Source organism: Micrococcus luteus (genome assembly GCF_014138885.1).
Taxonomy (GTDB): Bacteria; Actinomycetota; Actinomycetes; order Actinomycetales; family Micrococcaceae; genus Micrococcus; species Micrococcus luteus.
This window is the reverse complement of sequence record NZ_JACJIK010000001.1, coordinates 1208573-1233730: the sequence shown is the minus strand read 5'-3', so window position 1 is coordinate 1233730 and position 25158 is coordinate 1208573. Positions and strand designations below refer to the sequence as shown.

The window sequence follows — 25158 nt, the reverse complement described above, 5'->3', positions numbered from 1 at the left end:
CCCGCCACCCTACGACCGGACGCCGCCGTCGGCGCCGACGCGGGAGGCGCCGTCGTCGACGCCTCCCGTCACCGTGCCCGGGCTCAGTAGCTGGAGTAGCCGTCCTCCGACAGGGTGTGCTTCTCGTCGCCGGTGATGGCGGGGTTGAACACCGAGATCAGGTGCATGTCCTCGGTGCCGCCGCGCAGGTCGTGCGGCTCGTGGTCCGGCAGGACGTAGATGACACCCGGCGTGATCTCGTGGACGGTGCCGTCCGGCTCCACCACGGAGCCGTTGCCCGCGATGCAGTAACAGGCCTCCTGGTGGTTGCGGTACTGGAGCTTCGAGGACGATCCGGCGCGCACGATCGTGTGGGCGACGGCGAAGCCCATCTCGTCCTTCGCGGTGATGAGGCGTTCGGAGGTGCCTCCGCCCCACTCGACCTTCTCGACGTCGTTCCGGCTGCGGGTGTACATGGGTGGATCGCTCCCTCGGTCGGCTCCGGGGCGGAGGAACACGCCCGCCCGTCCTCGCCACGGTAGGCACGGGCGCGTGGGGCGACTCAACCCCTCCCGGGCGCCCGTTTCATCAACGAAAGCCTTCGACACGCCCCGTCCGGCCCCTCCCGGGCGCCCTGTGACGCGGCGTACACGTGTGGGATACTGGCGGCACGCCGCATGCCCCGCGCGGGAGAGCGTCGGCGCGCGTCCTGCCCCGGCCGGCCGCGTGAGCAGGCCGCCGAAGGAGCAAACCCTCCCCGGGAATCTCTCAGGCATCCGTACCGCGTGGGGTCAGGCGCTCTGGAAAGCGTCTCACTCCGCCGCGCCCGCGTCCGGACCGAGACCACCGACGGTGCAAGCCGCCCACCCGGGCGTCGGAAACTCTCAGGTCCATGACAGAGCGGGGAGGAGCAGACCCACGCCGTGACCACGGCAGGATCCCCCCGGAGGTACCCCGTGACCAGCCCCCAGACCACCGAGAGCACGACCGCGCTGCCCCACGAGCGCGTCGAGCCCAAGGACACCGCCTCGGCCCCCTTCGTGGCCCGCCACATCGGCCCGCGCCCCGCGGACGTCGAGCACATGCTGCAGACCCTGGGCTACGACTCGCTCGAGGCCCTCGTGGACACCGCCGTCCCCGCCGGCATCCGCCAGCCGAAGCCCCTCGAGCTGCCCGCCCCGCTGACCGAGTCCGCGGTCCTGGAGCAGCTGCGCGAGATCGCCGGCCGCAACGTCATGAAGACCCAGATGATCGGGCAGGGCTTCTCGGACACCGTCACCCCGGGCGTCATCCTCCGCAAGGTGCTGGAGAACCCGGCCTGGTACACGGCCTACACGCCGTACCAGCCGGAGATCTCCCAGGGCCGCCTCGAAGCCCTCCTGAACTACCAGACGATGGTCCAGGACCTCACCGGCCTGGACATCGCCAACGCCTCTCTGCTGGACGAGGCCTCCGCCGCCGCCGAGGCCGTGCTCCTCATGCACCGCGCCAACCGTCGCAGGACCGACGGCGTCACCCTCCTCGACGCGGACCTCTTCCCGCAGACCCTCTCCGTGGTGCGCCTGCGTGCCGAGGCCGTGGGCATCGACGTGCGCGTGGCCGACCTCTCCGCAGGCATCCCCCAGGACGTCCGCGCCGAGGTCGAGGAGAAGGGCCTGTGCGGCGTCGTGCTGCAGCAGCCCGGCGACTCCGGCCGCATCCACGACCACGCCGCCGTCATCGCGCAGGCCAAGGAGGCCGGCGCCCTCGTGACCGTCGCGGCGGACATCCTCTCCCTCGCCCTGATCACCCCGCCCGGGGAGCAGGGCGCGGACATCGCCGTCGGCTCCACGCAGCGCTTCGGCGTGCCCCTGTTCTTCGGCGGCCCCCACGCCGCCTACATGGCCGTGAAGGAGGGCCTGCAGCGCAGCATGCCGGGCCGCCTCGTGGGCGTCTCCCACGACGACGCCGGCAAGCCCGCCTACCGCCTCGCCCTCCAGACGCGCGAACAGCACATCCGGCGCGAGAAGGCCACCTCCAACATCTGCACCGCCCAGGCGCTGCTCGCGATCGTCGCCTCGATGTACGCCGTCTACCACGGCCCCCAGGGCATCGCCCGCATCGCGCGCCACGCCCACGCCCAGGCCGTCCGCCTGGCGGAGGCGCTGCGGGCCGGCGGCGTCGAGGTCGCCGAGGAGCACTTCTTCGACACGATCACCGTCCGCGTGCCCGGCCGGGCTGAACAGGTCCTGAAGGCCGCCGAGGAGAACGGCGTGAACCTGCGCCTGGTGGACGCGGACACCCTGCGGATCGCGGCCGATGAGACCACCGTCGACGCCGACCTCGTGGCCGTCCTGACGGCGTTCGGCCTGGACGCGGGCTCCCTGCCGGCCTCCGCGCACGAGGGCGCCGTGGCCACCCCGGCCGTGCCGGAGGCGCTACGCCGCTCCTCCGCGTTCATGACGCACCCGGTGTTCAACACCCACCACTCGGAGACGAAGATGCTGCGCTACCTGCGCCGCCTCTCCGGCTACGACCTGGCGCTGGACCGGACCATGATCCCGCTGGGCTCGTGCACCATGAAGCTCAACGCCACCGCGGAGATGGAGGCCATCTCCTGGCCCGAGTTCTGCTCCATCCACCCGTTCGCGCCCGACCACCAGACCGAGGGCTGGCGGTTCCTGATCGAGGACCTCGAGGCCAAGCTCGCCGAGATCACCGGCTACGCGGGCGTCTCGGTGGCCCCGAACGCCGGCTCGCAGGGCGAGTTCGCGGGCCTGTGGGCCATCCGCCAGTACCACCTGGCCCGCGGTGAGGGTGAGCGGGACATCTGCCTGATCCCGGCCTCCGCCCACGGCACCAACGCGGCCTCAGCCGTGCTGGCGGGGCTGAAGGTCGTCGTCGTCGCCACCGCCGACGACGGCACGATCGACGCCGCCGACCTGGACGCCAAGATCGCGGCGAACGAGGGCCGCATCGCGGCCATCATGATCACCTACCCCTCCACGCACGGCGTCTACGACGCCGACGTCAAGGAGGTCTGCGCCACGGTGCACGCCGCGGGAGGCCAGGTGTACATCGACGGCGCCAACCTCAACGCGCTCGTGGGCCTGGCCCAGCCGGGCGAGTTCGGCGGAGACGTCTCCCACCTGAACCTGCACAAGACGTTCTGCATCCCGCACGGCGGCGGGGGCCCGGGCGTGGGCCCCGTGGCGGTGGGCGAGCACCTGGTGCCGTACCTGCCCTCCCGCGAGGCCCTGATGACCGCGGCCCCGCACGGCTCGGCCGGCGTGCTGCCCATCTCCTGGGCCTACATCCACCTGATGGGCGCCGAGGGTCTGCGCTCCGCCACCGCGCACGCGCTGCTGGGCGCCAACTACATCTCCCGCCGCCTCGCGCCCCTCTACCCGACGCTGTACACGGGCAACGACGGCCTCGTGGCGCACGAGTGCATCCTCGACCTGCGCGAGCTCACGGCCCGCACGGGCGTGACCGCCGAGGACGTCTGCAAGCGCCTCATCGACTACGGGTTCCACGCCCCGACCCTGGCGTTCCCCGTGGCCGGCACGCTCATGGTGGAGCCCACCGAGTCCGAGGACCTCGAGGAGATCGAGCGGTTCATCGAGGCCATGGAGGCCATCCACGCCGAGATCACCGCCGTCACCCCGGAGACCGTGGCGGACTCCGTCCTGCGCCGCGCCCCGCACACCCTCAACGTCCTGATGGCCGACGAGTGGGATCGCCCCTACTCGCGCGCCCAGGCGGGCACGCCGGTGCCGGGCCTGCGTCTGGACAAGTACCTGCCGCCGGTGGGCCGCATCGACGGCGCCTACGGCGATCGCAACCTCGTGTGCTCGTGCCCGCCGCCCGAGGCGTTCGAGGGCGCCGTGGCCGACACCGCCGACGAGGACTGAGAGGATCACCCCCATGAGCGATTCGACGCGCAACTCCCCGCTGCACCCGGTCCACGAGGCCGCGGGCGCCACGTTCACGGACTTCGGCGGCTGGAACATGCCCCTGAAGTACGGCTCCGAGCTGGCCGAGCACAAGGCCGTGCGCACCTCCGCAGGCCTGTTCGACCTCTCCCACATGGGCGAGATCCGGGTCACCGGCCCGGAGGCCGGGGCCATGCTGGACCACGCCCTCTCGAGCGTGCTCTCCACGTTGAAGCCCGGCCGCGCCAAGTACGCCCTGTGCCTGACGGACGCCGGCACCATCCTCGACGACACGATCGTCTACCGGATGGACGACGGCGAGGCCGGCTCCGAGCCCGACTACCTGGTGGTGCCCAACGCTGGCAACATCGCCGCGGTCCACACCGCCCTGAACCAGCGGGCGTCGGGCTGGGACGCCGTCGTCGAGGACGAGTCCTCGACCACCGCCCTCGTGGCCGTGCAGGGCCCGCAGGCCGAGAGGATCCTCGCCCGGGCCATGCCGGAGGCCGCGGCGCAGCTGGCCGAGCTGAAGTACTACGGCCACCTGACCCTGACCGTGCCCACGGACGCCGGTGACGTCATCGCCGTCGTCGCCCGCACCGGCTACACCGGTGAGGACGGCTTCGAGCTGTTCCTGCCCGCCGCCTCCACCGCCGAGGCCGGCGACCGCGGCTCCGCCGTGTGGAACACGATGCTCTCGGCCGCGGACGAGGCGGGCGTGGAGCTGACGCTGTGCGGGCTCGCCTCGCGGGACTCGCTGCGCCTCGAGGCGGGCATGCCGCTCTACGGCAACGAGCTGGACACCGGGCACCAGCCGCACGCCTCCGGCGTCGGCTTCGCGGTGCCCGCGAGCAAGGAGGCCGACTTCGTCGGACGATCCGCGCTGGTCGGCAGGGACGACGTCGAGGAGGTCCTCGTGGGGCTGCAGGGCGCGGGTCGGCGTGCCGCCCGGCACGGTTACGCCGTGCTGGACGAGTCCGGCGAGCGGGTGGGCGAGGTGACCTCGGGCGCCCCCAGCCCGACCCTCGGACACCCCATCGCCCTGGCCCGTGTCCGCCGCGACGTGGCCGCCGAGGGCACGTCCCTGCAGGTGGACCTGCGCGGCCGCGGCGAGCCGTTCACCGTGGTGGCCACGCCGTTCTACCGCCGGGAGCGCTGAGCCCGACGCAGCCGTCCCTCGGCCCGCCGCTCGGCGGTCCCGGGGCCCTTCGCTAGACTCGGGCTCCGGGCCGTCGTCGCGGCCCCCCGTCCCGCCGTCCACCTGCAGGAAGTCCGCATGACTCACGTCGCCGCCCGTGCCCGGGTCCCCCTGAAGGGGCTGCTGGTCTTCCTCGCCGTCGCCGCCGTCCTGCTCCTGCTGGGCATCGTCACCGTCCTCCGCGGCGTGGCCGCCGACGCCGCCCGCGTGGACATCGTCACCGTGCTGGACGGCAACACCGTGGTGGTGAACCAAGGCGGCACCGAGCGGACCGTGGTCCTCGCCGGCGTCACGAGCGCGGGCCGCAACCCCGAGGGCCTCAAGGTCGGCCCCAACCTCTGCATGGGGGAGGAGTCCTACGCCTGGCTGCGTGATCGGCTCCCGCAGGGGGCGACCGCGAGCATGACCACCTCGGACGAGGGCGCGCCCGAGGGGATGGAGAGCGCGGTCATCTCGATCGGCGGCGGCACCGTCAACGTGGCCATGGCGGAGGCCGGCATGGCCGCCCCCACGGAGGTCGCCGTCGGCAAGCGCCTGGCGGAGGAGATCGCCCAGGCCAATCAGGAGGCCGTGGGTCGCGGCGTGGGGCTCTACGACATCGAGGAGCCCTGCACGTACCAGAACCGGCTCTACGAGGCCCAGTTCGCCCTGGAGCAGATCCCGGAGGACGCGGAGGCGTCCCTGACGAAGATCGACGAGCGAGCGGTGGAGTACGCGGCCGGCCTGGACCAGGTGCGCCTGGTGCAGCAGGAGATCCGGGCCCTCGACCCGGAGAACGGCACGTTCGCCGACCTCGCCTACGGGCCGGCCAAGGAGTCGCTCCTGGCCGAGGCGGACCCGGTGGTGGAGCACGGGATGCAAGTCCTGAAGGACCTCAACACGCGGCGCAACGAGATCGCGGCCCGTGGCTGACCCCGCCGCGCTCAGTCCAGGGCGAGGGTGACGAGCCCGAGCTGGGCCGCCCGGATGATCAGCTGGACGCGGTCGCGGACCTCCAGCTTGGCCATGATCCGCGTGAGGTTGGCCTTGACCGTGGACTCGGAGACGAAGAGGTTCGCGGCGATCTCCGGGTTCGACTGACCCCTGGCCAGCAGCCGCAGCACGCCCAGCTCCCGCTCGGTGAGGTCGGAGCCGTCGGGGCTGCCGGGCTGCACCGAGGTGGGGCCCACCGTCGGCCGGTCCCGCTCGATCGAGACGAGCAGCTTGGTCGCCACGGCGGGGGAGAGCACGGACTCGCCGCGATGGACGGCCTGAATGGCGCCCAGGATGGCCGGCGGCTCCGCGTCCTTGAGGAGGTAGCCGCCCGCTCCGGCGCGCAGGGCCGGCACGAGGTAGTCCTCGGACGTGAACGTGGTGATCGCCAGGACCCGGATCGCGGGGTGGGTGTCCTTGATCCGGCGTGTGGCCTCCACCCCGTCCATCAGGGGCATCTGCATGTCCATCAGGACCACGTCCGGCTCGATGGCGGCGCACGCCTCCACGGCTTCGACGCCGTTGGCGACCACACCCACGCAGGTCATGCCGGGGGCAGAGTCGACGAGCACGCGGAGCGCGCCGCTCATGAGCGGCTGGTCGTCGGCGATCAGGATGCGCAGCTCTTCGGACACGCAGGTCAGCGTAACCGGTGCTGTGGCGCATGCCACCTTGTCGGCGTCGGGGCGAGGCCGGGGTGCCCGCCGGCCGTCATCTGCGCCATGCCGCGGCGCGGCCTGTGCGCGGCGTGCACCATTTGTGACGGGCGTCATACATACTGGGGCCATGAAGACTCGCGCTCTCCTCGCTTCCGCTCTCCTTCTCGCCTCCACCCTCGTCGGCGCTCCGGCCGCCGCCGCCTCGGCGGCCTCGGCCGAGGACGACGTCGTCACGACCCTGGGCCTCGGCAAAGGCACTGCGGAGTGGACGTGCCGCCACTTCGGCATCTGGTGCGACTGACCCCGGGGCGGTCCGCCCCCGATGCCTGATTCGAGCCCATCGACCCCCTCCGTCCGGAGCGGCGCGCCCTCCCGGGCGCGCCGCTCTTCGGCGTGGCGTCAGGCGCGCAGCCTGCGGTGGCGCGCGTTCTGGGCCGCGGCGCCGCTGAGCCGCGTCTATCTCGCCTTCGGGTCGGCGTTCCTGCTCGCCTCGACCGCGTCCGACATCGGTCTGTTCGGCCCGGGCCACGGCGTCATCCCGGTCCTGGACGGGATCGCCATCGCGTCGGCGACCAGCGCCTTCCTCGCCCAGTGGTGGCGCAGCACGGTGGGCTTCGCCCTGCTCCTGCCCGGGGCCGTCGCGACCGTCGTCGGCGGTTCCGAGGTGCTCTTCGCCGTCGTCGCGCCCGTGGTCCTCGGGGCCGTCGCGGCGACCGCCCGTTCCTGGGGGTTCGTCGTCACGGCCGCCGTCCTGGCGCTGACCTGGGGCGTCGCCCAGCCGTTCGCGGTGGGTCAGGCGAACGCGACGTGGTTCATCCTGCTGCTCATGTCCATGGGCCTCGGCGGCGGGCTCTTCATCCGCGAGAGCCTGACCCGGCGGGAGCGGGATCGCCGCCGGGTGTTCGAGGCGGAGGAACGGGCCCGGCTGGCTGCCGAGGCCGAGCGTCGCTCCCTGGCCCGCGACCTGCACGACGTGGTCGCGCACAACCTCACGATCATCTCGATGCAGGCCCGGACGGCACGCTACCTCGGCACCCCGGAGGCGGCTCAGAGCGTGCTGGACGTGGTGGGGGACTCCGCGAAGGACGCGCTGCGGGACCTGCGGCGCATGCTCTCCGTCCTCCAGGAGGACGGGATCGTGGACCCGAGCGGTGAGCCGGGCGCCGCGGGGGACGCGGACGGCGCGACGTCCGCGGATCCGGTCCTGTCCGTGGCCCGCCTGGCCGAGGAGCTGCGCAGTCTCGGAATGACGGTGGAGACGGACGTCCGCTGCGACCAGAACGCGATGCCGATCTCCGTGCGGTCCACCCTGCACCGGGTGCTCCAGGAGGCCACCACGAACGTCGCCAAGCACGCCGGCGAGGGCGCGCGCGTGCGCATCGAACTCCGCGACGCGGGGTCGGACGTGGTGCTCGCGGTGGAGAACACCGTCGCCGAGCGGTCCGGCCCGCCGCAGTGGAACTCCTCCGGTGTGGGCCTGAACTCCATGCGGGATCGCGTGGCCACCTTCGGCGGCGCGATCGAGGCCGGGCCGGGGGGCTGGGGGTGGCGGGTGCGCGCGGTGCTCCCCCGGTCCGTCTGACTGAGGCCGGCGCCGGCACCGTCATGGACCACGTCCATGTGAGCTGCCTCACATCATCGCCCGAAAGTCTGCACCATCCGCCACTGTCGGGGGCGCCGTCGTCCCTCCTAGAGTGGGTCATGCCCCATTGAGACGGTGCACAGTGCGAATCACGAGCCGGGATACATGCCTGAGGGGATGCGGGCCCCGGACGCGGTTCCGAGAAGGACGATGGCCATCCGGCCATCGTCCTTTCTCGTTGCGGGCGTGCTCAGGCCGGCTCGGTGCGCGACGGCTCCGGGGTGACCGTGCGGACGAGGGGACGGGCCGCCGTCCGGCCCAGGGCCATGAGCACGGCGGCCGGGAATCCGATCACCGGGATGAGCATCGGCAGGATGCCCGCCGCGCCCTGCGTGAGCACCACCAGGCCGTAGAGCATGCCGATCAGCGCGTACGCCAGCACGTGGACCCACTGGTTGAGCACGTGCCGGAACGCCCAGTTCACGAGCAGGCACAGCGGCAGCCCCACCACCAGCCCGGCGACCCCGACCACCGTCAGCAGCGGTGTCAGGCTGCCGAAGGCCTGCAGGCCCGGGACCACGGCCAGGACCGCCACCACGGCGGCCATCACGAGGTTGGGCAGCAGCCAGGCCACGAGGAACCCGTTCAGTCCCATGCGCAGCTGCGGGCGGGGGCCGGAACGGGCCGCGCGGCGACGGGCACGGGCGGCGGACGCGACCGGGGCGGGGGTGGTCATGGCGGGAACTCTCCGGGAGGGGGATCGACGACGTCGGGCGGGTCCCCACTGTAGTGGGCCGGGCTGGACGGGCCCCGGGAGAGTTCCCGGTCAGGCGCGCCGGTCGCCGTCCACGTGGAAGGCCAGGTCCTCGACGCCGGGGAAGGACTCGATCTCCTGGAACGCGTCCCAGGCGTCGCTGTCCGCCTCGGCGTCCGCGGGCAGGGTCACCGTCAGGGCGCCGATCTCCCCGTCGATCACCTGCAGGCGCAGCTCGAGCTCGTGTCCTCCGGCGGAGCCGGAGGCGAAGCGGCCGCGGACGGGCCAGACGCAGTCGTTCGGCACCGCGCGACGGATGTCGTCGTCGGTCTGGACGACGAGCGGCACCCAGTCCGGGACCTCGCCGGCTTCACGGATGGCCTCGGCCACCGAGGTGACGGTGCGGGCGTGCGGCAGCTGGGAGCGCAGCGCCTCAGCCCCGGGCAGGTCCCGGCCCTCGGCCAGCGCCGGGTCGAGCAGGGTCTCGAGCAGGACGCGCACCTCGACCGGCAGCTCGGCGGTGGCCTCGGGCTCGACCTCGTCGACCGTGTCCTCGTCCAGGCCGGCGGGGCCGGTGACGGCGAGTTCGACGGCGTCGCGGCGGGTCCGGCGGGCGTCCTCGTTGGCCAGCAGCATCGCCAGGGAGGCCGCTGCGGCCAGCGCGACGCGCGGGGCGGGGACGCCGGCCCGCTGGAGCCCGCGCACCACGGCGCCGTCGATCCGGTCGTTCAGGCCGGTGGTGCGCAGCGCGACCGCCGCGACCGCGCCGCCGACGGCCAGTCCGCCGAGCCCGCGCAGGGCACGCGCGGCGGGGGAGGGGGCCACCTCGCCGTCGGCGATCGCGGCGGTGTGGAGGGCGTTGGCGGTCTCGGCCGCGAGGAACGTGCCGCTGACGGCGGCCTCGAGCTCTGCGAGGGCCCGACGCTCGCGCCCTCGGCGGGCGTGCGGATCCAGCAGGGTGAGCCCGCCGACCGCGGCCGCCGCCGCCAGCCCGTAGAGCCGGCCGCCCGGGGCGAGGGCGCGCTGGCGCAGCGCGGGGACGACGGCCTCCGCGTTGTCGACGGGAACGGACGACGCCGAGTGGTGGACCTCGCCGGGGACGGACGGGGCGGGGGAGGAGAGCTTCATGCCCCCAGTGTGGCGCACCGCCCGGCTCAGGACGAGTCAGCGGCCCACGTGCGCGCTCAGGCGGAGCGCAGGCCGCCCTGCCACAGGGCGGCGAACGGCGTGCGGCCCTCCACCGCCTGCGCGATGCCGGCTCGCACGAACTCCTTGGCGCGGCGCGCGGCCTCGAGCGTGGTGGCACCCTTGGCCAACTCGGCGGTGACGGCGGCGGCGAGCGAGCAGCCCGCACCAGAGACGCCGGACTGGCCGATCTTCGGGGCGGAGAGCACCTCCACGGTGTCCCCGTCCACGAACACGTCCACGGCGTCCGGGCCGGGCAGGTGCATCCCGCCCTTGGCCAGCACGGCCGCGCCGGAGATCTCGTGGATGCGCCGAGCGGCCGCCGTCAGGTCCTCGACCGAGCGCACGGTCATGCCGGAGAGCTGCTCCGTCTCGAAGTGGTTCGGGGTGGTGAAGGTGGCCAGCGGCAGCAGCTCGGCCTTGAGCGCCTGGTCCGTGTCCAGGGCGTGGCCCGGCTCCTGGCCCTTGCAGATGAGCACGGGGTCCAGGACCACGTGGTCCCACGCGGCGCGGCGCAGGGCCGCGGCCGAGGTGCGGATGACCTCCGGGGAGCCCTGCATGCCCAGCTTCACGGTGCGCAGCCGCTCCGGGTAGTCGCCCTGGATGGCGTCGAGCTGCTGCTGGAGGATCTCGGTGGGCACGGGGAAGAAGCGGTGGTTCCAGTCGTCCTCCGGGTCGAAGGAGACGATGCAGGTCAGCGCCACGATGCCGAAGACGCCGAGTTCCTGGAACGTCTTGAGGTCGGCCTGGGCGCCGGCGCCGCCGGTGGCCTCGGACCCGGCGATGGTCAGGGCGAGCGCGGGGGCGGAGGCGGAGTGCTGGGGGGAGTGAGCGGTCTGGGGCATGCGCCCATGGTAGGACCGACCCCGGACGGGAAGCGCCCGACGGCCGGCGGTGTTCACCGGGGAACGAGGGTCCTCGGACCCGGAGCGTCCGCCCGGGCGCCCCGAGCGACCCGCGAAGGACGGGGACGGACGTGCTCGAGTTCCTCACCGGCACGGGCCTGGCCACCTCGGCCGGGCTCAACGCCTACATCCCCCTGCTCGCCCTGGGTCTGCTGGACCGGTTCACGGGGCTCGTCGACCTGCCCGCGGGCTGGACGTGGCTCGCCGCCGACGCCTCCCTCTGGATCCTCGGCGTTCTGCTCGCGCTCGAGCTCGTCGCGGACAAGATCCCCGGGGTGGACGCGGTCAACGACGCCGTCCAGACGGTCGTGGGAGCCGACACGGTCACGGTGGGGGCCGCCGCGCCCGTGCTCTCGGCGGCCGAGGACGTCTCGGCGGCCGGCCTCGTCGCGGCCGCGCTGTTCCTGCCGGTGCTGGTCGCCGTGCTGGTGGTCGCCGTCGTCGTGGGCCTGTGGCTGCTGGCCCGGCGGTTCCGCGACCGGCGGACGCGAGGCCGTGCCGCGGCCGTCCCGGGTGGGCCAGAATGGACGGCATGATCCTCATCAACCTGAAGTTCACCGTCCAGCCCGAGCGTGCCGACGAGTGGATGGACGCCGTCGCGAAGTACACCGCGGACGTGCGCTCCGAGCCCGGCAACCTGTTCTTCGAGTGGTACCGCCCGGTGGAGGGCGGCCCGAACGAGTACTTCCTGCTCGAGGGGTTCACGGACGAGGGTGCGCAGGCCCACGTCGCGTCCCCGCACTTCCAGGAGGGCCTGGACGCGATGCGCCCGCTGCTGGCGAGCACGCCCCAGATCATCTCCGAGCAGGTCGGTGCGGAGGGTTTCGGCCCGATGGGCGAGCTGCAGATCGACTGAGCCCGCCCCCGGCCAGAGGAGGCGACGGCGCCCGCGTCACGAGCGTGACGCAGGGCGCCGTCTCTGTATCCGGGGTCACACCCTGGCTACGGTGAGCGCATGAGCGCCGAGCAGAACAGCACCCAGACCCCCGGCCACCGCACCGCCCACGTCCCTGCCGGCCAGGATCTCGGCCACCGCTGGTCCACCCGCGAGGCCGATCACGACGATCCGGCCGACCGCCGCGCCGTCCGCCAGATCGCCGAGCTCGCCTTCGCGTCCACGGCCGAGGCCGACCTCGTCGAGGCGCTCGCCGGCGGCGCGGAGGGCTGGCTGCCCCAGTACTCCCTCGTGGCCATGACCGCCGCGATCCCCGGCACGGACCTGCAGTCGGACCCGATGGGCTACGGCACCCTGGTCCGGGCCCACATCGACCACGCCGAGGTGATCGCCCTCGCCCCGCACGGCGTCCTGCCCGAGCACCAGGGCGAGGGCGCCGGCACCGCGCTCGTCAACGCCCTGCTCCAGAAGGCCCAGGCCGACGGCGAGGAGGTCGTGGTGGTCTACGGCTGGCCCGAGTACTACGCGAAGTTCGGCTTCCACCGGGCCTCCGAGCACGGCGTGCACGCGGCCTTCGCGCGTCAACCCGAGGCGCTGCAGATCCTCACGCTCCAGGACGGCGCGGAGGTGCCGGCCGGCGAGTTCCGCTACCCGCCCGCGTTCGGGGCGGAGAACGCGCAGGTCGCCGGCCGCTGAGGGCGGGGCGTCAGCCCACGAGTCGGCGCACGGCGGCGAGCGTTCGTTCGGCCTCGGCCGGCTCGGCCGTGAGCCGCGCGATGACCTCCGCGAGGTCCGCGCGCAGGCCGGCCTCGGCGTCGTCGGCCGGGGCGTGGAGCCACGCCCGCAGGGCGCGGTTGTGGACGGCCACCACGGCCGCCGCCAGCCCGACGGCGACCCCGCCGCGCGCGGGCGTGTCCGGCAGGGCCGTGGCGAGCCAGCCGGAGAACAGCTCCGTGTAGCGGTGCGAGGTGAGCAGCTCGCGCGTGCGCAGCGCCTGGGAGCCGCGCAGCAGGCGGGAGCGCGCCCGGGCCCGGTCCGGATCGGCGGTGTGATGCCGGAAGACCTGGAGGACCGCCTCCTCGAGGGCCTCCCGCACGCCGAGGGAGGTGCCGCGCAGGAAGTCGTCCAGGCGGGCGAGCAGCGCCGCATGGTCGGCGAAGACCACCTCCTCCTTCCCGCCGAGGTGGCGGAAGAAGCTGGCCCGGCTCATGCCGGCCTGGCGGGCGAGCTGGTCGGCCGTGACGGCGTCGTAGCCCTCGCGGTCCAGCAGGTGGATCAGGGCGGTGAGGGTGTCCTCGGCGGGCGTCGTCATGCGGGCCATGGTGCCACGGGCGAGGAGAGGGGGTGAGACTGCGTCTGTTTCTGTGAGATGGCGTGTCAGTCGGTGTAGGGTGATGACGGACACACCCATCTCTCCGACCCCGCCCGGGAGGCCACCATGACCGAGACCCTGCCCACCGTCGAGCCCGAATACGACGTCGCCACGCCGCTGGACACCGACTTCTACCTGGCGCTCGCGGACGTCTCCGACGCCGAGAAGGACGTGTGGCGTCGGGCCCGCGCCTTCGCGCTCGAGCCGGACGTGCTGCCCCGGATCCGGGAGGCGTGGGACCGCCACGAGTACCCGCTGGACCTCGTGGCCCGCCTGGGGCAGGCCGACCTGCTGCGCGACGGCGTGCCCGTGGACGGGCTGCCCGACGTCTCCCGCGTTGCAGCGGGCCTGGCCATGATGGAGCTCTCGCGCCTGGACGGCTCGATCGCCACGATGACGGGCGTGCAGGGCGGTCTGGCCATGCGCTCGATCCAGCTGTGCGGCAGCGAGGAGCAGCGTGCCGAGCACCTGCCGGCCATGGCGCGCGGCGAGCTCTACGGCGCCTTCGCGCTCACGGAGCCGACCCACGGCTCCGACTCGGTCTCGCTGGAGACCCGCGCCGAGCGCGTCGACGGCGGCTGGCGGCTGCACGGGCACAAGAAGTGGATCGGCAACGGGGCCGCCGGCGGGGTGACCGTGGTGTGGGCGCGCAGCGCCGAGGACGAGAAGGTCCGCGGGTTCATCGTGCGCCAGGAGTCCGAGGGCTACACGGCCGAGGTCATCAAGGGCAAGGTCGCGCTGCGGGCCATCGACCAGGCCCACATCACCCTCGACGGCGTCTTCGTGCCCGACGCCGACGTCCTGCCCGAGGCCCGCTCCTTCAAGGACACCTCCCGCGTCCTCTTCGCCACGCGCGTGGGCGTCGCGTGGTCCGCCCTCGGGAAGGCCGTGGGCTGCTACGAGGCGGCGGTGCACTACGCGGGGCAGCGCGTCCAGTTCGGCCGGCCGCTGGCGGCCGCCCAGAGCGTGCAGACCCGCCTGGCCGAGATGCTCTCCCAGCTCACCCAGGTGCAGCTGCTCGTGCTGCGTGCGACCCGGCTCGAGGACGAGGGGCGGCTCACCGGGCCGATGGCGTCCCTGGCCAAGTACTCGGCGACGCGCGCCGCGCGGTCCATCGCCGCGAACGCGCGCGACCTGCTCGGTGGCAACGGCATCCTCATCCAGAACGAGGTGGCCCGCCACTTCGCGGACATCGAGGCGATCCACACCTACGAGGGCACCGAGACCGTGCAGGGGCTGATCATCGGCCGCGAGATCACGGGGGTCGGCGCGTTCGTGTGAGATGACGCGAGCGGGGGCGGCGGCGTGAGCCAGAGATTTCTGCTGGTACGCACGCCCCCCTGCCGCCGATTCGTCTGGCTCGGCGGCCGATTCATCTGGCTCACGCAGGCAGAGGGAGCCGCAGGTGGGCGGCGAGGTCGCGCAGCAGGGCGTCGAGGCCCCGCTGGGTGACGACGCTGGCGGTCACGCGCAGCACGATCCACCCCTCGGCCTGCATCCGGCGGTCGCGCTCGATGTCACGGCGCCACTGCTGCGGGTCCGTCCGGTGATGATCGCCCTCGTACTGCACGCAGACACGGGCCTCCCGCCACACCAGGTCTGGCCGGACGGTGGACCCGTCGCTCAGCATCAGCAGCGGATTCACCTCCGGCTCCGGCACACCCGCGTCGGCCAGCGCCAGTCGGAGGAGCGTCTCGGCCCTCGAATCCGCGCCGTCCCTGAGCAGCGGCAGGGCCGCTCGCAGGGTCCGCGTCCCTCGCCTCCCGCGCACCCGCAGCACCTCCGCCTCCAGATCACGCACGGTGCACCGCGGATGCTCGCCGGGGCGACGCCGGCCGGCCGGGCCGTCCGCCCGTTGCAGCAGGCTGTCCCCGGCGGCGACGACGTCGGCCAACGGCAGACCCAGCTGCGCCAGCGCCGCCCAGGTGGCGGCCGGCGTCGTGATCCGCACCCCCGAGCGCACCAGCACGGGGTCCTGCGGGTGCAGCTCATGCCCGACGACGCCGCTGCGGCGCGGCGCCCCGCCCTCGGCCCGCGTGCGCCCCAGATGGATGGGGCCGCGCTCCCACTGCCGCGGCAGCCACATCCCCCAGAGGCGAGCGGCGGTGGCGTGGGTGGCCGCGGTGCCGGGGTTCGTCCGCTGGAGGGCGCGGACGACGTCGGCCAGTGAGGGCTGACCCCCGGCGAGGTGCCGCAGCCCGTGGTGCGGGGCGTCGAACCGGGGGCCGCGCAGCTGCGAGGCCGTCAGACCGGCCTGCAGCCCCGCGGCGACCGGGAAGACGGGGCCGAGGGCGTCGTCGTGCGGAGGAGGGGCGACCATGCCGCCAGCCTCCCCTTCCGGCGGTGGACCCCGGATGGCGAGCGGGAGGGCCGTGGAGGGCGAGCCGGGCCGGCGGCCCTGTGCAGGAGCCACTGAATCGTCTGGCTCACGTCTTCTACGCGTCCGAGCGGCGCTGAGCCAGACGAATCGGTCGTGACAGCCCCCTCAGAACAGCAGAAACGTCTGGCTCGCGCCCGTCGCAGCGTGCTGGCTCCCCCCCCCCCCCCCCCCGCAGCGTGCCGGCGGACCCAGCACCCCTCAGCCCTTCGGGGCGTAGTACCGGCCGAGGGTCTCAGCCTTGAGCTCCGCGAACGTCCCGTCCTGCATGGCCGCGCGGATCCGGTCCACGAGCGAGACCGTGAACCGCTCGTTGTGGATGGAGAGGAGCGTGTGCGCCACCATCTCCTTCGCCTTGAACAGGTGCCGCAGGTACGCGCGCGAGTAGTGGGCGCACGTGTAGCAGTCGCACTCGGGGTCCAGCGGCCCGAAGTCGCGGCGGTACTTCGCCCCGGGCAGGTTGTAGCGCCCGTCGCGGGTGTAGAACGCGCCGGTGCGGGCCACACGGGTGGGGGAGACGCAGTCGAAGGTGTCGGCGCCGTTCTCGACGGCGGTGAACAGGTCATCGGGTTCGGAGATGCCCAGCAGATGGCGCGGCTTGTCCTCGGGCAGCTCCTGCGCGCACCAGCCCACGATGGTCCCGAGGTTCTCCTTCTCCAGGGCCCCGCCGACGCCGTAGCCGTCGAAGCCGGAGGTCACGCCGTCGAGCTCCCCCGCGGCCGGGAACTCTGCCCGCATCGCTGCGAGGTCGCGGCAGGCCTTGCGGCGCAGGTCCTCGTACTGGGCCCCCTGGATCACGCCGAACAGCGCCTGGTACGGCCGCGCCGCGCGGACCCCGGTGAGGCGGGCGTGCTCGTCGAGGCAGCGCTGGGCCCAGCGGCGGGTGCGCTCGAGCGCCTCCTCCTGGTAGCCGCGGGAGTTGTGCAGGGTGGTCAGCTCGTCGAAGGCGAACATGATGTCCGCGCCGAGGTTGTGCTGGATGCCCACGGACACCTCGGGGGTGAACCGGTGTCGGTCCCCGGTCAGGTGGGACTTGAACCAGACGCCGTCGTCGTCGACGTTGGCCAGGCGCTCCTTGCCGGGGGCGACGGCGTCGTCGGCGCCCTGCCCCTCGGGCGCGCCGGGGCCCTTCATGTCGATGACCTTCTTGAATCCCGAGCCCAGGGACATCACCTGGAAGCCGCCGGAGTCCGTGAAGGTGGGGCCGGGCCAGTTCATGAACGCGCCGAGGCCGCCGGCCTCGTCGAGGAGGTCGTCCCCGGGCTGCAGGTACAGGTGGTAGGCGTTGGCCAGGAGGGCCTGCGCGCCGAGCTCCGCCATGGACTCGGGCAGCACGGCCTTCACCGAGGCCTGCGTCGCGACGGGGATGAACGCCGGCGTCTGGATCCGCCCGTGCGGGGTGGTGATCACTCCGGTGCGCCCGAGCGGGGCGCCGTCCGCACCGCCGGTCTCCAGCCGGTGCGTCACCTCGAAGCCGAACTGCGAGGGATGCGCGGGGGCACCGGAGGCGGGCTGCGGCGTCGGGGCGGCGGGGGTCTCAGGCATGGGACCCAGGGTAGTGCGCAGGCACCGCAGGCCGCCCCGGCTCAGCCCAGCACCTCCCGCGCCACTGCGCTCGCCACCACCAGGTCCTGCCAGGGCATGCCGGTGGTGACGAACAGGGCGGGCGCGCCCTCCCGACGACGCGCGGTCCCGGCCACGAGCTCGGCCAGCGTCACCGTGTCCTCGATCCCGGCCAGCGCACCGGAGTCGATCGCGAGGGTCACGTCCCCGGCCTCGCGGGCGGCCGAGTCCCGCGACTCCACCGCCACGGTCGCGCGGCGGGCCAGGGCGTCGTCGGTCTCGCGGGCGTCCGTGGTGTGCGAGCCCATCGCCACGACCGTCGCGTGCTCCGGCACGAGCGTCCCGTCGAACAGCGGGGCCGTCGCGGCCGTGCACGTCACCACGACGTCCGCCTCCGCCACGGCCTCCGGGCCCGCGGCGCTCGCGGTCACGCCCAGCTCCGCTTCGATGCGCGCGGCCAGGGCGGCGGCCCGGCCGGCGTCGCGGCCCACCACGGACACCCACTCCAGCCCGAACACGTCCTGGAAGGTGAGCGCGTGCTCCCACGCCTGCACGCCCGTGCCGAACACGACCAGGTGCCGGGGCGAGGCGTCCGCGAGCAGCCGCACCCCGAGCGCGGACACCGCGGAGGTGCGCAGGCCCGTCAGCTCGACGCCGTCCAGCACGGCCCGCGGTGCCTGGCCGGGGGTGCCCGGGGCGCCGAACAGCACGTAGACGCCCTGGATGACCGGCAGTCCGCGCTCGGGGTTGTCCGGCGTGAGGGTGAGCAGCTTGGTGCCGACCTCGGCCCCGCGCGTCGAGGGCATCTGCAGCAGCTGCCCGGCGGCGGTGGCCACGCGGGTGCGGGGGGCGTCGGCCTCCGGGTCCAGGCCGGCGGCGAGGGCCGCCTCCAGCGCGTCGACGGCGGCGCGCGGGCTCAGGGCGGCGCGCACGGCGGGGCCGTCGATCCAGGGCAGGGAAGCGGTGGCGAGGTGCGTGTCCATGCGGCCACGCTACGGGGTGGGCCGGGCGGCTCAGCCGAACAGCGTGCGGAAGTTCGCCAGGATCCGGCGGGGGTGCTCGGGGTCGACGGCGGCCAGCCCCGCCACCGTGGGCTCGTACTCGCCCGGGGCGAAGTACCCGTGGTCGCGGTAGATCTCGAGGCGCTCGAGGATCCCCGCCTGGTCCAGCTCGGGGTGGAACTGGGTGGCGTACTGGCGGGTGCCGAGCCGGAACATCTGCACGGGGCAGTCGGCGCCCGCGGCGAGCAGGACCGCGCCGGGCGGCAGTGCGCTCATCGCCTCCTTGTGGCCGACGTACGCCGCGAACGTGCGCGGCACCCCGGCCAGCAACGGATCCGCGGCACCCTCGTCGGTGAGCGTGACCTCGACGGGCGCGGCCGATTCACCGTACGCGTTGTCCACGACGCCGCCGGCATGTCGGCCCAGCGTGCCGACGCCGTAGCAGCAGCCGAGGAACGGCAGGTCGCGGCGCCGGACGACGTCGAGCATCCGGCCCAGCTCCGCCTCCACGGCGCGCTGCACGGGGGACTTGGTCTCCTCGGGATCGGTGCCCGTGAACGGGCTGCCGGGCAGGATCACGGCGACAACGTCCGCGAGCTCCGCCTCCCAGTCCAGGCCGTGCGTGGCCACGTCCGGGCGCTGCACGACGCGGTCGAGGGGCAGCACCCGCAGCCGGCCCTCCGAATAGCCGCCCAGTCGCTGGACGGCCTCGACCTCGGCAGCCGCGGCGTCGTCTTCGGGGCGCGTCTGGACGAGGAGGAACGGCCGCGGATGCGGGCTCGGGACGGCGTCGGTCGGGGTGGTCATCTCGGCAGACTAGCGGGGCATCGGGCCGGGAGGGCGTGGCGGCGTCGTGGGGCGTCGTCGGGGGCGGGCCGCGGTCAGCGGTCGGCCCAGGGGCGGGCGTCGGAGGCCCACGGCAGGGGGCGGACGCGTTCCTCGGGCAGCGGGTCCGTGGCCAGCCGGCCGTAGCGGTGCACGTCGAGCCGTCGCCCGCCCGCGCGGAGGCGGCCGCGCTGCGTGCCTTCGTGACGGAGCCCGGCGGCCCGGGCGACGGCCCCCGCCGTCGGGCTGTCCGCCCGGTGGGCCAGCTCGATCCGCTCGAGGCCGCCCTCGGCCAGTTCGGCGTCCGCCACGGTGGTCGCCGCGCGCGACATGATCGCGTCCCCGCGCCAGCCCTGATGCAGCCAGGCGGTGAGCGCGCCGGTGCCGTGCGCCTCGTCGCGCACGACGGCGACCAGGCCGATCAGCGTGTCCGTCCCGCGCTCCACCACGGCGACGGCGTCCGTCCCCTCCGCCTGGACCAGTCCGTCGACGTAGGCGCGGGCAGAGGCCTCATCGGTGACCTCCGCGGGATCGGCCATGCCGACGGTGCCCGCGTGGAAGGCCGTCAGGACGGCGGGCGCGTCCGTGGAGCGCAGGGGGCGGAGCTGGGCGGGTGCGGAGCCGGTCATGCCGGGAGCATAGCCCCGACAGGGGCTCCACAGTGAGGTGCGCCACACGAACCGGACCCCGGCAGGCGTGTCACCGGCGCGTGGCGGCCTTCGCCTCGAGTTCGTTGGCGAGGGTGCGCAGCGTGCCCAGCTCGCGGGCGATCCGGGAATCCAGGTCGGCGTCCGTGAGCGTCTCAGACCCGCCGCGGGCACGCAGGTACAGCAGCTGGTCGAACCGGGCGCGGCGCCACTGATATTCGGCCTCGGCGTCGCGGGCCTGCAGGGCGCGGGAGATCTCCCGGTCGTAGAGCGGCGGCTCGTTGAGCTGGCGCTGGCGCACCTCGAGCACACGGGCCGCCCGGCCCGGCTCGGAGGGGACCTCGTCCGCCTCGAGCAGGCGTCGCCCGAGGTTGGCGGCGGCGATGTGCTCGCCCTCCTCGCGCAGGATCAGCGACGCCAGGGACAGCGCGGCCTGGATGGACTTCCACCGCCCCACGGCCCCGTCCCACGGCAGGTTCGTCAGCAGGCCCAGGGTGGCGAGCGTGCCCTCGGTGTCCTCGTGCAGCAGGTAGAGCCGCTCGGCCATGCCGAACACGTCCTCCAGCTGGGAGCCGGAGCGCAGGTTCAACCCGTGCGAGAGCCGGGCCGCGGTGGCGGTCAGCTCGGTGTCCTCGAGGTGGCGCTTGCCGACGGCGACGATCCGCTCCTCGGGGGACCCCGCGTCCACGGGGGAGAAGGTGGTGTCCGGGACGGCCCTGCGCTCCTCCGGGCGGTCCGTGCGGACCCGGATCACGGAGCCGTGGGCGATCTTGACCTCCCGGCCGCCCTCGAGGGTGGCGATCACGAGCGCGGGGGTGCCGAAGTCGTCCCGCATCACCCGGGTCGAGGCCACCGGCGGGGCGGGCTCGCCGCGGCGGGTCAGGAAGCTGTCCCCGGGCTGCACGTCCTGGGACTTCAGATGGCGGAGGTAGCCGCCGACGACGGGTGCCATGCTCAGCGCCCCCATCCCACGTGGGCGAGGGCCTGGCGCACCAGGTCCCCGCGGCCACCGATGAACTCGGCCTGGATGTCCTCGCCGAGGGCCTCCTCGGGGGTGAGCCAGGTCAGCTCCAGCGCGTTCTGGCGCGGCTGACACTCACCCGTCACCGGCACCACGTAGACCAGGGCCACGGCGTGTTGGCGGTCGTCCGTCAGCCCGGTCTCGGACGGCGCCGGGAAGTACTCGGCGACGGTGCAGGGGACCACCGACGGCGGCAGCTGCGGGAAGGCGAGCGGGCCGAGGTCCTTCTCCAGGTGGCGCATCAGCGCGGCACGGATGGTCTCCCGGTACTGGACGCGGCCGGAGACGAACGTCCGCTGGAACGTGCCGGTCTCGTCCGCCACGTAGAGCAGGCCGATCTCGGTGACGTAGCCGAGGGAGTCCAGCCGCACCGGGATGGCCTCCACATACACCATGGGCAGCCGACGCCGGGCCTCGTAGAGGTCCTCGTCGGACAGCCAGCCCGGATTCGGGTCGGGGGTGCGCACGCTCATGGTTCTGTTCTACCGGAGTTCCGCGCCGGGGGCACACCGGGTCCCGCGTGTTCCGCTCACCACTTGGCGCGGAAGTACTGCCGGGCCATCGGCACCTGCTCCGAGGGGACGTCGAGGGCGAGGGCGGCCGCGGTCGGCCAGTTCGGGTTCGCCAGGGCGGCGCGACCCACACAGACGGCGTCGGCGCGGTCCTCGTCCACCACGGCCGCGACCTCCTCGGCGCCGGTCAGCGAGCCGACGGCGGACACCACGATCCCCTCGGTGCCCTCCTTCACGGCGGTGGCCAGCGGCACCTGATAGCCCGGGCCCTGAGGGCCCTCGTAGGTGTCCCCGATGCCCGCGGAGGACAGGTCGAACCAGTGCACCTGTCCCTGCAGCTCCTGCGCCAGGCGGACGGTCTCCTCGATGCTCCAGCCGCCCTCGACCCAGTCCGAGCCGGAGATGCGGATGCCGAGGACCTTGTCCGCGGGCCACACCTCGCGCACGGCCGCCACGACCTCCTTGAGGAAGCGGGTGCGGCCCTCGAAGTCCCCGCCGTACTCGTCGGTCCGGGTGTTGGTCAGCGGCGAGAGGAACTGGTGGATGAGGTAGCCGTGGGCGGCGTGCAGCTGCACGGCGCCGAAGCCGGCACGGTCGGCGCGCTCGGCGGCGTCGGCGAAGGCCTGGACGGTCTCCCGGATCTCGTCCACCCGCATCGCGTGGGTGCGGATCTCCATGGAGTTGGTGGCCACGCCGGAGGGGGAGAGGGTCTCCCAGGAGTCGGGGCCCTCGAGGATCGGCTGCCCGGCGGGCGCGCCCGGGTGCATGGGGACGGTCGAGGCCTTGGCGCCGGCGTGACCGAGCTGGATGGCGGGCAGGGCGCCCTGGGAGGCGATGAACTCGGCGATCGGCGCCCACGCGTCCCGCTGCTCGTCGTTCCACAGGCCGGTGTCCCACGCGGAGATGCGTCCCTCGGGGGTGACGGCGGTGGCCTCGGCCACCACGATCCCGAAGCCGCCGGCCGCGCGGGCGCCCAGGTGCTGGAAGTGCCAGCCGTGGGGGACGCCGTCGCGCGCCTCGCACGAGTACTGGCACATCGGCGGCAGGATCAGGCGGTTGCGCACGCGCACGCCGTTGATCTCGATCGGTTCGAAGATCGCGGGCACGGCGGGGGCGTCGGTCTGCGGGGTGGCGGTCTGAGTCATGCACCCCACCCTACGAGCGGGTCCGGACACGGGAGGGCACGCGTCCGCCGCGGGCGGAAGGGCGGGCCGGCCCGCGCGACGAGAGAAGTCGTCACCGCTGCTGCGTCCGCCCCTACCCTGGGCCCATGCCCTCCTACCGTGCCCGCCTGCAGATCGGCGACCTCCTGCCCGGCCACCGACCCGAAGAGGTCATGGACCTGGCCGAGGCGGCCGTCCAGGCCACGCACGTGCTCGCGGCCAAGGACATCGAGGTCGTCGCGCGCGTCCCGCGGATCGTGCTGCGCTTCGCGGTGCCCGGCTCGCACCGGGCCGGCGAGGACGCCGAGGCCGCCGAGGTGGCGCGGCGGATGGCGGAGGCGGTGTCCGGCGTCGCCGTGACGGGCCGGCTGGACGTGCTCCGGCGCGACGGCGGCCGGTGGGTCCCGGTGCCCGCTGGGCTCGGGCGCTGAACGGGGCCGGGCTCAGGCGCCGGCCGGGTGCGGCCGGCGGGCGGCGTCGCGCTCGATCTGGCGGGCCCAGGAGCGGCGCACGGCCGCGGCGGTGATCAGCAGCAGCGCCCCGAAGGCGGCCGCGAGACCCACCCACACGCTCTGCTGCGCCCCGAGCGGGCTGGGCAGCAGGCGGGGCAGGGCGAGGCAGAGCAGGGTCCAGGCCATGCCCAGGGCCACACCCAGGCGGCCGCGCCCACCGAGCACCAGGCGCAGGGCCGCCAGCAGCAGGGCCACCAGCACCAGCAGGGCGAGCAGCTCGGTCGGGAACCAGTCGACGTGCACACCCCAGGCGTGGAGGGCGGCGCCCACCGCGGTGGGTGCGCCGGCGAGGAGGGTGCCCAGCAGCACGCCGAGCGCGCCGTCCTCGGCCACCCGTGCGACGCGGCGGGCCGCCGGGCGTGCGCCGAGCCGCCGGACCACGCCGAGCATGAGGACCAGGGCGAGCAGCCACGGGACGACGTCGAGGCCCCCGGGGGCCAGGACGGCCAGGGGGAACCACAGCGCCAGCGCCAGCAGGGTCCCCGCGACCGCGCCCCGGATGCGGCGGTGCCGCGGCGACGCGCCCTGGCCCCGCCCCCACTGCCGGAGCACGTACATCCCGGTCAGCAGCCACAGCACCGGCCAGATCGCCGGGTGCAGCGGGGACAGCCCGAACACGCTCGCGCCGGGGCCGTGTCGGCCGTCGGCGGTGAGCGGGTACGCGCCGGCATCGAGGGCGCCGAGCCCCGGGACGCGCCCGGCCAGACCGAGGCCCCACGCACCGGAGAGCACGAACAGCGCCCACACGACGGTCAGCAGCGCCTGGCCGCGTCGGTCCGCAGCGGTCGGTGAGCCGGCCGGCTCCTCGGGCGGGGCGGGGGTGTAGCCGGGGATCAGGGGCAGGGCGCCCGTGACCGGCCCCGCCGAGGAGTGGGCGATGGCCTCGGTCCGGACGGCCTGCGCCTTCGTGGACAGCCGCTGCCGGCGCCGCCACTCGGGCAGGGCCACTCGGGCCCGGGCGAAGAGCTCCTCATCGGTGAGCCGCTCCTCCGGGTCGGACAGCAGCGGCCGGTCGGCGGCGGCCGGGAAGACCTCGGGGCCCTCGAGCTCGCGCGCGGCCCGGGCCAGCGCGCGGGACTCCCGCTCCTCGTGCTCGCGGCGGCGGCGGGCGGCGTCCTCCGCCGCGCGGCGCTCGGCCTCCCGGGCTCGGTCCTCGAGGAGCCGGGCCTGGGCGAGGGCGCGTTCGGCGTGCAGCACGGTGTGGGCGCGGACGCGTGCGGCCTGGCGACGACGTCGCTCGGCCTCGAGGCGGGCGGCCTCCTCCGCCTCGCGACGGCGCCGCTCGGCCTCCTCGGCCCGACGGCGCCGCTCGGCCTCGACGCGTTCGGCCTCGAGGCGACGGCGTTCGGCCTCGGCCGCCTGCCGACGGCGCTCCGCCTCCGCCTCCGCCTCGAGCCGCAGCCGCTCCCGCTCGGCGAGCGCGGCCTCCTCGCGGGCCCGCCGCTCCGCCTGCACGCGGGCGCGCTCGGCGGCGACCTCCGCCTCCCGGCGGCGCCGTTCCTCCCGCTCCCGGCGGCGGGCCTCCGCCTCGGCGGCGGCACGGGCCTTCTCCTCGGCCGCCACCCGACGGCGCCGCTCGGCTTCACGCCGACGGCGCTGCTTCTCCTCCTCGCGGCGGCGACGGGCGGCCTCGGCGGCGCGCTCCCGGCCGGCTCGCAGGCGGGCCCGCCGGCGCTCCTCGGCCGCAGTGCGGCGGCGTGCGGCCTCCGCGGCCTTCTCCGGGTCCCGGCCCGGGGCGGGGAGGATGCGCTCGACCGTGCCGACGAGCGGGTCGGTGAAACGGGCGAGGTCCGGGCTGCCGAGGCGGTCCAGGATCTCGCTGAGGTCGCGGCGTGGACGCTGCTGGGCGGGAGCGCCCGGGGTGCGCAGACGGTCCATGGCGCGGTGCACGTCCGCGCGGCGGTCCTCGCGCACGCGGCGCTCGGCGGCGGTCTCGGGTCGGCCCGAGCGCAGGGCGCGCTCGTGACGGCGCAGATCGCGGCGGGAGATCTCCCCGGGCGCGGCCAGGGCGCGGCGAGGGCGCGCGGCGGGAGCACGCGTCGCGTCGTCGTCGGGACGGGGCGCCGAGGCGCCCCGGAGGCGCTCGAGGGCGGCGCGGGACTCGGAGGACGCGTCCTGCATG

At 74.5% G+C, this 25158-nt stretch carries 25 protein-coding genes and 1 riboswitch; of the genes, 10 read left to right on the top strand and 15 right to left on the bottom strand.

Annotated features, from left to right (window positions below; genetic code table 11):
* Positions 1 to 83 precede the first annotated feature (83 nt).
* A complete protein-coding gene (locus HDA34_RS05620; RefSeq protein ID WP_020624813.1) occupies positions 84 to 455 on the bottom strand; it encodes an ectoine synthase in 372 nt (123 codons plus the stop codon).
* A gap of 201 nt (positions 456 to 656) precedes the next feature.
* A riboswitch (glycine riboswitch) is annotated at positions 657 to 773 on the top strand.
* Positions 774 to 935: 162 nt separating this feature from the next.
* On the opposite strand from HDA34_RS05620, the gene gcvP reads away from it, so the two are divergent.
* From gcvP to HDA34_RS05605, 3 genes are all read left to right on the top strand, one after another.
* Entirely contained in the window at positions 936 to 3872 is a 2937-nt protein-coding gene (gene gcvP / locus HDA34_RS05615) for an aminomethyl-transferring glycine dehydrogenase (RefSeq protein ID WP_060974195.1), read from the top strand.
* 13 nt (positions 3873 to 3885) lie between these two features.
* Positions 3886 to 5052 (top strand): glycine cleavage system aminomethyltransferase GcvT, encoded by a 1167-nt coding sequence (gcvT, locus tag HDA34_RS05610; protein ID WP_044659070.1) that lies wholly within the window; start codon positions 3886 to 3888, stop codon positions 5050 to 5052.
* Positions 5053 to 5169: 117 nt separating this feature from the next.
* Positions 5170 to 6003, top strand: coding sequence for a thermonuclease family protein (locus HDA34_RS05605; RefSeq protein ID WP_002856692.1), 834 nt, complete (start codon positions 5170 to 5172; stop codon positions 6001 to 6003).
* Positions 6004 to 6014: 11 nt separating this feature from the next.
* On the opposite strand, the gene HDA34_RS05600 is transcribed toward HDA34_RS05605, so the two are convergent.
* The gene (locus tag HDA34_RS05600; protein ID WP_061867535.1) at positions 6015 to 6698 is read right to left on the bottom strand and encodes a response regulator; all 684 of its coding nucleotides are present in this window, start codon (positions 6696 to 6698) and stop codon (positions 6015 to 6017) included.
* A 151-nt stretch (positions 6699 to 6849) separates the two neighbouring features.
* Between HDA34_RS05600 and HDA34_RS05595 the strand changes: the two genes are divergently transcribed.
* On the top strand, positions 6850 to 7023 hold the full coding sequence (locus tag HDA34_RS05595; RefSeq protein WP_002856694.1) for a hypothetical protein: 174 nt from the start codon (positions 6850 to 6852) through the stop codon (positions 7021 to 7023).
* Positions 7024 to 7044: 21 nt separating this feature from the next.
* Positions 7045 to 8304: a sensor histidine kinase gene (locus tag HDA34_RS05590; protein WP_044659069.1), complete on the top strand. Its 1260-nt coding sequence runs from the start codon at positions 7045 to 7047 to the stop codon at positions 8302 to 8304.
* A 250-nt stretch (positions 8305 to 8554) separates the two neighbouring features.
* Here HDA34_RS05590 and HDA34_RS05585 read toward each other — a convergent pair whose 3' ends face one another.
* The 3 genes from HDA34_RS05585 to HDA34_RS05575 all read right to left on the bottom strand — a co-directional run bounded on the left by HDA34_RS05585 (position 8555) and on the right by HDA34_RS05575 (position 11088).
* Positions 8555 to 9040, bottom strand: coding sequence for a hypothetical protein (locus HDA34_RS05585; protein WP_087114642.1), 486 nt, complete (start codon positions 9038 to 9040; stop codon positions 8555 to 8557).
* 90 nt (positions 9041 to 9130) lie between these two features.
* The gene (locus HDA34_RS05580; protein ID WP_134376990.1) at positions 9131 to 10186 is read right to left on the bottom strand and encodes a hypothetical protein; all 1056 of its coding nucleotides are present in this window, start codon (positions 10184 to 10186) and stop codon (positions 9131 to 9133) included.
* Between the two features lie 56 nt (positions 10187 to 10242).
* Complete coding sequence (locus HDA34_RS05575) at positions 10243 to 11088, bottom strand: hydroxymethylpyrimidine/phosphomethylpyrimidine kinase (protein WP_119217559.1); 846 nt, start codon at positions 11086 to 11088, stop codon at positions 10243 to 10245.
* Positions 11089 to 11219: 131 nt separating this feature from the next.
* On the opposite strand from HDA34_RS05575, the gene HDA34_RS05570 reads away from it, so the two are divergent.
* The 3 genes from HDA34_RS05570 to HDA34_RS05560 all read left to right on the top strand — a co-directional run bounded on the left by HDA34_RS05570 (position 11220) and on the right by HDA34_RS05560 (position 12739).
* Complete coding sequence (locus HDA34_RS05570; RefSeq protein WP_134376989.1) at positions 11220 to 11684, top strand: DUF4126 domain-containing protein; 465 nt, start codon at positions 11220 to 11222, stop codon at positions 11682 to 11684.
* The gene (locus HDA34_RS05565) at positions 11681 to 12004 is read left to right on the top strand and encodes a putative quinol monooxygenase (RefSeq protein ID WP_010079505.1); all 324 of its coding nucleotides are present in this window, start codon (positions 11681 to 11683) and stop codon (positions 12002 to 12004) included. The genes HDA34_RS05570 and HDA34_RS05565 overlap by 4 nt, the downstream gene beginning before the upstream one ends.
* 99 nt (positions 12005 to 12103) lie before the next feature.
* Positions 12104 to 12739 (top strand): GNAT family N-acetyltransferase, encoded by a 636-nt coding sequence (locus tag HDA34_RS05560; protein WP_002856702.1) that lies wholly within the window; start codon positions 12104 to 12106, stop codon positions 12737 to 12739.
* Positions 12740 to 12749: 10 nt separating this feature from the next.
* Here HDA34_RS05560 and HDA34_RS05555 read toward each other — a convergent pair whose 3' ends face one another.
* Entirely contained in the window at positions 12750 to 13355 is a 606-nt protein-coding gene (locus HDA34_RS05555) for a TetR/AcrR family transcriptional regulator (RefSeq protein WP_036341145.1), read from the bottom strand.
* 126 nt (positions 13356 to 13481) lie between these two features.
* Here HDA34_RS05555 and HDA34_RS05550 point away from each other — a divergent pair, with 126 nt between their 5' ends.
* Positions 13482 to 14696: an acyl-CoA dehydrogenase family protein gene (locus HDA34_RS05550; protein ID WP_012750721.1), complete on the top strand. Its 1215-nt coding sequence runs from the start codon at positions 13482 to 13484 to the stop codon at positions 14694 to 14696.
* A gap of 100 nt (positions 14697 to 14796) precedes the next feature.
* Here HDA34_RS05550 and HDA34_RS05545 read toward each other — a convergent pair whose 3' ends face one another.
* The 8 genes from HDA34_RS05545 to HDA34_RS05510 form a co-directional block, all read right to left on the bottom strand.
* Positions 14797 to 15735, bottom strand: a complete 939-nt coding sequence (locus tag HDA34_RS05545) for an endonuclease domain-containing protein (RefSeq protein ID WP_134376988.1) — start codon at positions 15733 to 15735, stop codon at positions 14797 to 14799.
* Between the two features lie 258 nt (positions 15736 to 15993).
* Positions 15994 to 17337, bottom strand: coding sequence for a tRNA guanosine(34) transglycosylase Tgt (tgt, locus tag HDA34_RS05540; protein ID WP_134376987.1), 1344 nt, complete (start codon positions 17335 to 17337; stop codon positions 15994 to 15996).
* A gap of 41 nt (positions 17338 to 17378) precedes the next feature.
* Entirely contained in the window at positions 17379 to 18338 is a 960-nt protein-coding gene (locus HDA34_RS05535; protein WP_060973801.1) for an ornithine cyclodeaminase family protein, read from the bottom strand.
* A 30-nt stretch (positions 18339 to 18368) separates the two neighbouring features.
* The gene (locus HDA34_RS05530; protein WP_060973800.1) at positions 18369 to 19163 is read right to left on the bottom strand and encodes a glutamine amidotransferase; all 795 of its coding nucleotides are present in this window, start codon (positions 19161 to 19163) and stop codon (positions 18369 to 18371) included.
* Between the two features lie 74 nt (positions 19164 to 19237).
* Complete coding sequence (locus HDA34_RS05525; protein ID WP_134376986.1) at positions 19238 to 19810, bottom strand: GNAT family N-acetyltransferase; 573 nt, start codon at positions 19808 to 19810, stop codon at positions 19238 to 19240.
* A 70-nt stretch (positions 19811 to 19880) separates the two neighbouring features.
* Complete coding sequence (locus HDA34_RS05520; protein WP_233437062.1) at positions 19881 to 20780, bottom strand: DUF6707 family protein; 900 nt, start codon at positions 20778 to 20780, stop codon at positions 19881 to 19883.
* Positions 20781 to 20782: 2 nt separating this feature from the next.
* Positions 20783 to 21322 (bottom strand): NUDIX hydrolase family protein, encoded by a 540-nt coding sequence (locus HDA34_RS05515; RefSeq protein WP_036316089.1) that lies wholly within the window; start codon positions 21320 to 21322, stop codon positions 20783 to 20785.
* A gap of 56 nt (positions 21323 to 21378) precedes the next feature.
* A complete protein-coding gene (locus HDA34_RS05510) occupies positions 21379 to 22506 on the bottom strand; it encodes an NADH:flavin oxidoreductase/NADH oxidase (protein WP_036339859.1) in 1128 nt (375 codons plus the stop codon).
* 125 nt (positions 22507 to 22631) lie between these two features.
* Here HDA34_RS05510 and HDA34_RS05505 point away from each other — a divergent pair, with 125 nt between their 5' ends.
* On the top strand, positions 22632 to 22955 hold the full coding sequence (locus HDA34_RS05505) for a hypothetical protein (protein WP_087114125.1): 324 nt from the start codon (positions 22632 to 22634) through the stop codon (positions 22953 to 22955).
* A 12-nt stretch (positions 22956 to 22967) separates the two neighbouring features.
* On the opposite strand, the gene HDA34_RS05500 is transcribed toward HDA34_RS05505, so the two are convergent.
* On the bottom strand, positions 22968 to 25157 hold the full coding sequence (locus HDA34_RS05500; protein WP_134376984.1) for a hypothetical protein: 2190 nt from the start codon (positions 25155 to 25157) through the stop codon (positions 22968 to 22970).
* Position 25158 lies beyond the last annotated feature (1 nt).

Coding starts and splice junctions, on each gene's coding strand:
- HDA34_RS05590 (WP_044659069.1), top strand. CDS start 7,045: ATGCCTGATTCGAGCCCATCGACCCCCTCCGTCCGGAGCGGCGCGCCC.
- HDA34_RS05605 (WP_002856692.1), top strand. CDS start 5,170: ATGACTCACGTCGCCGCCCGTGCCCGGGTCCCCCTGAAGGGGCTGCTG.
- gcvT (WP_044659070.1), top strand. CDS start 3,886: ATGAGCGATTCGACGCGCAACTCCCCGCTGCACCCGGTCCACGAGGCC.
- HDA34_RS05515 (WP_036316089.1), bottom strand. CDS start 21,322: ATGAGCGTGCGCACCCCCGACCCGAATCCGGGCTGGCTGTCCGACGAG.
- HDA34_RS05530 (WP_060973800.1), bottom strand. CDS start 19,163: ATGACCACCCCGACCGACGCCGTCCCGAGCCCGCATCCGCGGCCGTTC.
- HDA34_RS05505 (WP_087114125.1), top strand. CDS start 22,632: ATGCCCTCCTACCGTGCCCGCCTGCAGATCGGCGACCTCCTGCCCGGC.
- HDA34_RS05520 (WP_233437062.1), bottom strand. CDS start 20,780: ATGGCACCCGTCGTCGGCGGCTACCTCCGCCATCTGAAGTCCCAGGAC.
- HDA34_RS05595 (WP_002856694.1), top strand. CDS start 6,850: ATGAAGACTCGCGCTCTCCTCGCTTCCGCTCTCCTTCTCGCCTCCACC.
- HDA34_RS05555 (WP_036341145.1), bottom strand. CDS start 13,355: ATGACGACGCCCGCCGAGGACACCCTCACCGCCCTGATCCACCTGCTG.
- HDA34_RS05620 (WP_020624813.1), bottom strand. CDS start 455: ATGTACACCCGCAGCCGGAACGACGTCGAGAAGGTCGAGTGGGGCGGA.
- HDA34_RS05560 (WP_002856702.1), top strand. CDS start 12,104: ATGAGCGCCGAGCAGAACAGCACCCAGACCCCCGGCCACCGCACCGCC.
- HDA34_RS05510 (WP_036339859.1), bottom strand. CDS start 22,506: ATGACTCAGACCGCCACCCCGCAGACCGACGCCCCCGCCGTGCCCGCG.
- HDA34_RS05500 (WP_134376984.1), bottom strand. CDS start 25,157: ATGCAGGACGCGTCCTCCGAGTCCCGCGCCGCCCTCGAGCGCCTCCGG.
- HDA34_RS05525 (WP_134376986.1), bottom strand. CDS start 19,810: ATGACCGGCTCCGCACCCGCCCAGCTCCGCCCCCTGCGCTCCACGGAC.
- HDA34_RS05575 (WP_119217559.1), bottom strand. CDS start 11,088: ATGCCCCAGACCGCTCACTCCCCCCAGCACTCCGCCTCCGCCCCCGCG.
- HDA34_RS05580 (WP_134376990.1), bottom strand. CDS start 10,186: ATGAAGCTCTCCTCCCCCGCCCCGTCCGTCCCCGGCGAGGTCCACCAC.
- HDA34_RS05565 (WP_010079505.1), top strand. CDS start 11,681: ATGATCCTCATCAACCTGAAGTTCACCGTCCAGCCCGAGCGTGCCGAC.
- tgt (WP_134376987.1), bottom strand. CDS start 17,337: ATGCCTGAGACCCCCGCCGCCCCGACGCCGCAGCCCGCCTCCGGTGCC.
- HDA34_RS05585 (WP_087114642.1), bottom strand. CDS start 9,040: ATGACCACCCCCGCCCCGGTCGCGTCCGCCGCCCGTGCCCGTCGCCGC.
- HDA34_RS05535 (WP_060973801.1), bottom strand. CDS start 18,338: ATGGACACGCACCTCGCCACCGCTTCCCTGCCCTGGATCGACGGCCCC.
- HDA34_RS05545 (WP_134376988.1), bottom strand. CDS start 15,735: ATGGTCGCCCCTCCTCCGCACGACGACGCCCTCGGCCCCGTCTTCCCG.
- HDA34_RS05550 (WP_012750721.1), top strand. CDS start 13,482: ATGACCGAGACCCTGCCCACCGTCGAGCCCGAATACGACGTCGCCACG.